Annotated in this window: 4 protein-coding genes and 1 pseudogene; 4 read left to right on the plus strand and 1 reads right to left on the minus strand. The window is 65.7% G+C overall.

Going from position 1 to position 3,692, the window contains the following annotated elements; genetic code table 11:
* Window positions 1-548 precede the first annotated feature (548 nt).
* A complete protein-coding gene (gene mutY, locus BRAO375_RS28515) occupies window positions 549-1,643 on the minus strand; it encodes an A/G-specific adenine glycosylase (RefSeq protein ID WP_035642784.1) in 1,095 nt (364 codons plus the stop codon).
* Between the two features lie 117 nt (window positions 1,644-1,760).
* Here mutY and BRAO375_RS37725 point away from each other — a divergent pair.
* From BRAO375_RS37725 to BRAO375_RS28535, 4 genes and pseudogenes are all read left to right on the plus strand, one after another.
* Window positions 1,761-2,032 (plus strand): annotated as a pseudogene (locus BRAO375_RS37725) (type II toxin-antitoxin system RelE/ParE family toxin); the annotation flags it as partial.
* A complete protein-coding gene (locus BRAO375_RS37730; RefSeq protein ID WP_009030902.1) occupies window positions 2,010-2,330 on the plus strand; it encodes a HigA family addiction module antitoxin in 321 nt (106 codons plus the stop codon). The pseudogene BRAO375_RS37725 and the gene BRAO375_RS37730, both read left to right, overlap by 23 nt.
* Window positions 2,331-2,348: 18 nt before the next feature.
* Window positions 2,349-2,828, plus strand: coding sequence for a DUF721 domain-containing protein (locus BRAO375_RS28530; RefSeq protein ID WP_008963313.1), 480 nt, complete (start codon window positions 2,349-2,351; stop codon window positions 2,826-2,828).
* Window positions 2,829-2,946: 118 nt separating this feature from the next.
* On the plus strand, window positions 2,947-3,603 hold the full coding sequence (locus BRAO375_RS28535; RefSeq protein WP_009030903.1) for a DsbA family protein: 657 nt from the start codon (window positions 2,947-2,949) through the stop codon (window positions 3,601-3,603).
* Window positions 3,604-3,692 lie beyond the last annotated feature (89 nt).

The raw sequence follows: 3,692 nt of genomic DNA on the forward strand, positions 1-3,692 counted from the left end.
TCTGCAGGCGGGCCATGGGTGCGGCCAGCATCCGGCATTCCCTGCGCCCTCTGCATGTGTGCGAGGGACGAACCGATCGCAAAGCTCGGGCATGAAGTGCCGCGAGAATGCGGGGTCATGTCCATCGCCGCTCTACCTTCATTGTTGATGCAACTGTTTCCTGCTGATGCAGGCCGCTGTTTGAACCGTGAATCCGCCTCACCCTCCGCCGTTGTCCCGGACAAGCCACGGCGCGCGAAGCGCGTCGTGGCGCCGATCCGGGACCCATACGCCACGGCCGTCGTGATGGGCAAAAGGCCAATGACCAGCGTGCCTCAAACCGCTCCCTGGGGGTATGGGTCCCGGCTCAAGGCCGGGACGACGGTGGAGGTTGTGGCGCCGTAGGGTGGGCAAAGCGGCCGCCGGAGGCGGCGGCGTGCCCACCATGTTGCGGCGGACTCGCTGATGCGATGGTGGGCACGGCGCGGTAGAAATATCGCCTGGACTACAAGGTTTCGGAGCGCGCCTTTGCCCACCCTACGACTACAAACTACACGCGAAGCGCTGCCTCACTCCCCCAGCCCATGCGAGACGACCTTGCGCATCACATTCGGCAGCGCCTCGCCGTCGAGCGTCGCGATCGGCACCCAGCGCATGCCATCGGGCGCGCGCGTGCGGGCCGGAACCTTGGCCGTGTAGACCACGAGCTCCAATGGGAAATGCGTGAAGACGTGGGTGACGACACCGAGCTTGCGGTGCCAGCGCTTAACGCCTCCAAGTTCCGGCGCTTGCGCAAGGGCCTCTTCATCCTCCTGGCCGGCCAGCCAGTCCGAGCCGGGCACCTCGGTCATGCCGCCGAGCAGGCCTTTCGCAGGGCGCGAGCGCACCAGCAGATCGTCACCGCGGACGACGAAGAACGCCGCACCGCGCCGCAGCGCACCGGTCTTCTTGGCGGCCTTGCGCGGGAACGTCTCCTGGTCGCCGCGCTCACGCGCCGCGCAATCCTCGTTCAACGGACACAGCGAGCAGGCCGGCTTCTTCGGCGTGCAGATGGTGGCGCCGAGGTCCATCAGGGCCTGGGCGCTGTCGCCGGCGCGGGACGGGCCGAGCAGGGTCGCGGCAAGCACCTGGATCTGCGGCTTGGCCTGCGGCAGCGCCTCCTCGATCCTGAACAGCCGCGTCGTCACGCGCTCGATGTTGCCGTCGACCGGCATGGTCTGGCGGTCAAACGCGATCGCGGCGATCGCGGCCGCCGTGTACGGGCCGATGCCGGGCAGCTTGCGCAAGCCCTCCTCGGTGTCCGGGAACACGCCGCCATGCTCGCGCAGCACAGTCACCGCGCAGGCGTGCAGGTTGCGCGCCCGCGAGTAATAGCCGAGCCCGGCCCACATCCGCAGCACGTCCTCAAGGTCGGCGCCGCCGAGCGCCGAGACATCCGGCCAGCGCGCCAGGAATTTCTCGAAATACGGCCCGACCGCCTTCACCGTGGTCTGCTGCAGCATGATCTCCGACAGCCAGACCCGGTACGGATCCGAGCGCTGCCCGGCCGGCGCCCGCCACGGCAACCGCCGCCGGTGGCGATCGTACCACGCGAGCAGTTGCGCCGGGCGTTCGGCGAGGCCGGTGTCGTGCTGGTGTTTTCGAGAAGCCTTGGGGTTAGCCACGCCTCTTCAATAAAGCGAAAACAAAGACTAGACCAGCGCACCGGTCTGGAAGTCCCCAGCTCAAGCAGCGCACCAGAATGTCCTCGCCTTCTATGACGCCGCGCGTTATAATCCGTCATGATCCAGAGCTTCGCAGATCGCGAGACGGAGCTGATATGGAGCGGCCGACGTAGCCGGAGATTGCCATCCGACATTCAGGATGTCGCACTTCGCAAACTTCGTCTTCTGAATCAGGCGCGGGTTCTCGACGATCTCCGGGTGCCGCCCGGGAACCGGCTCGAGGCCTTGAAGGCCGACCGCGTCGGGCAACATTCGATCAGGATCAATGGCGAATTTGCTTCGTCTGGGATGATGGAGGACCAGCGCATGTCGAAATCGTCGACTACCACCGCTGGAAGCAACCTGCTGCACAATCCGCATCCCGGCGAGATCCTGCTGGAGGAGTTCCTCAAGCCGATGGGACTGAGCCAGAACGCGCTGGCGCGCGCCGTTCATGTGCCACCGCGCCGGATCAACGAGATCGTGCTCGGCAAGCGCGACATCACAGCAGACACCGACCTGCGCCTCGCCCGCTATTTTCGTGTCTCCGAGGGCTTCTTCCTGGGTCTTCAGATGGATTATGACCTCATGCAGCGGCGGCGCGAGATTGCCCCCGACCTGAAAGCGATCCGTCCGCGCGCCGCGTGACGGCAGCGAGAAAGCACCATGGCAAAGCCCGGCCGCCTCACCGCAAAGCCTCTCGCGCTGATGATGGGCGACGTGCTGACGGCCGCCTATGCCAAGCAGGGCTTTGCCGCGCGTGAGCTCGTGACGCGCTGGCCGGAGATTGCCGGCCGCGAGATCGCCGAGCATGCCCAGCCGCTGAAGATGCAGTGGCCGCGGCCGGTCGAGGGCCAGCCGCAGGAGCCGGCGACCCTGATCCTGCGCGTCGAGGGGCCGATGGCGCTGGAGATCCAGCATTCGTCTGATGTCATCCTGGAGCGGGTCAACCGCTTCTTCGGCTGGCATGCGGTCGGCAAGCTGGCGCTGCGCCAGGGCCCGCTGACGCGGCCGCCGGTGAAGCGGCGCCCGGCGCCGCCCGATCCGAAGAAGGTGGCCAAGGTCGCCTCGACGCTGACCGCGATCGAGGACGACGCGCTGCGCGACGCGCTGGCCCGGCTCGGCGCCGCCATCAAGCGAAATTGACGTTCGCCGTTTGATCCCTGCTTAAGGCGCGGCATTGCCTCAGACCGGGTTTCAAGCTAGCGAAAAGCCAAGTTATGAGCGTTTCAGGCGCCTCAGGCGCCCACTTTGGAGCAGAGCCTTGATCATCACCCGCCGCGCCTTCACCGCCGCCCTGTCGCTGACCGGCCTCGCCGCGCTGGCCGGCTTCTCGCCGCTGCGGCTGATCTCGGAGGCCTTCGCGCAAACCGCCGCCGATGTCGCCAAGCCGCAGTCGCTGCCGGACATGGGCCTGGGCCCGGCGGATGCCGCCGTCACGATCGTCGAATACGCCTCGATGACCTGCCCGCATTGCGCGGCGTTCAACGCCACCGTGTTCCCGAAGCTGAAGGCCGAATACATCGATACCGGCAAGATCCGCTACATCTTCCGCGAGTTCCCGCTCGACATCAAAGCCGCCGCCGGCTCGATGCTGACCCGCTGCATCGCCAAGGACGACGCGCAGAAGTATTTCGCCGTCACCGACATGCTGTTCCGTTCGCAGAACGACTGGGTGGTCAAGAACACCACCGAGACCCTGACCCGGATCGGCAAGCAGGCCGGCCTCAGCCAGCAGCAGGTCGAAGCCTGCCTGAAGGATCAGGCGCTGCTCGATAAGATCGCCGCCGATCAGAAGTACGCCAGCGACGTTCTTAAAGTGGATTCGACGCCAACCTTCTTCATCAACGGCGAGAAGATCAAAGGCGAATCCTCGATCGAGGAGTTTCAGAAGCGCATCAACCCGCTTCTGAAGAGCTGATACGAATCACTGAGTCGTAGAGGACACAGTGCGGCCCCTTCGTGGGGCCGCTTCTATTTCGTGGGCTGATTCGATCGAGAAAGCCTTGG

This window comes from Bradyrhizobium sp. ORS 375 (assembly GCF_000239775.1).
In the GTDB taxonomy this organism is placed as follows: Bacteria; Pseudomonadota; Alphaproteobacteria; order Rhizobiales; family Xanthobacteraceae; genus Bradyrhizobium.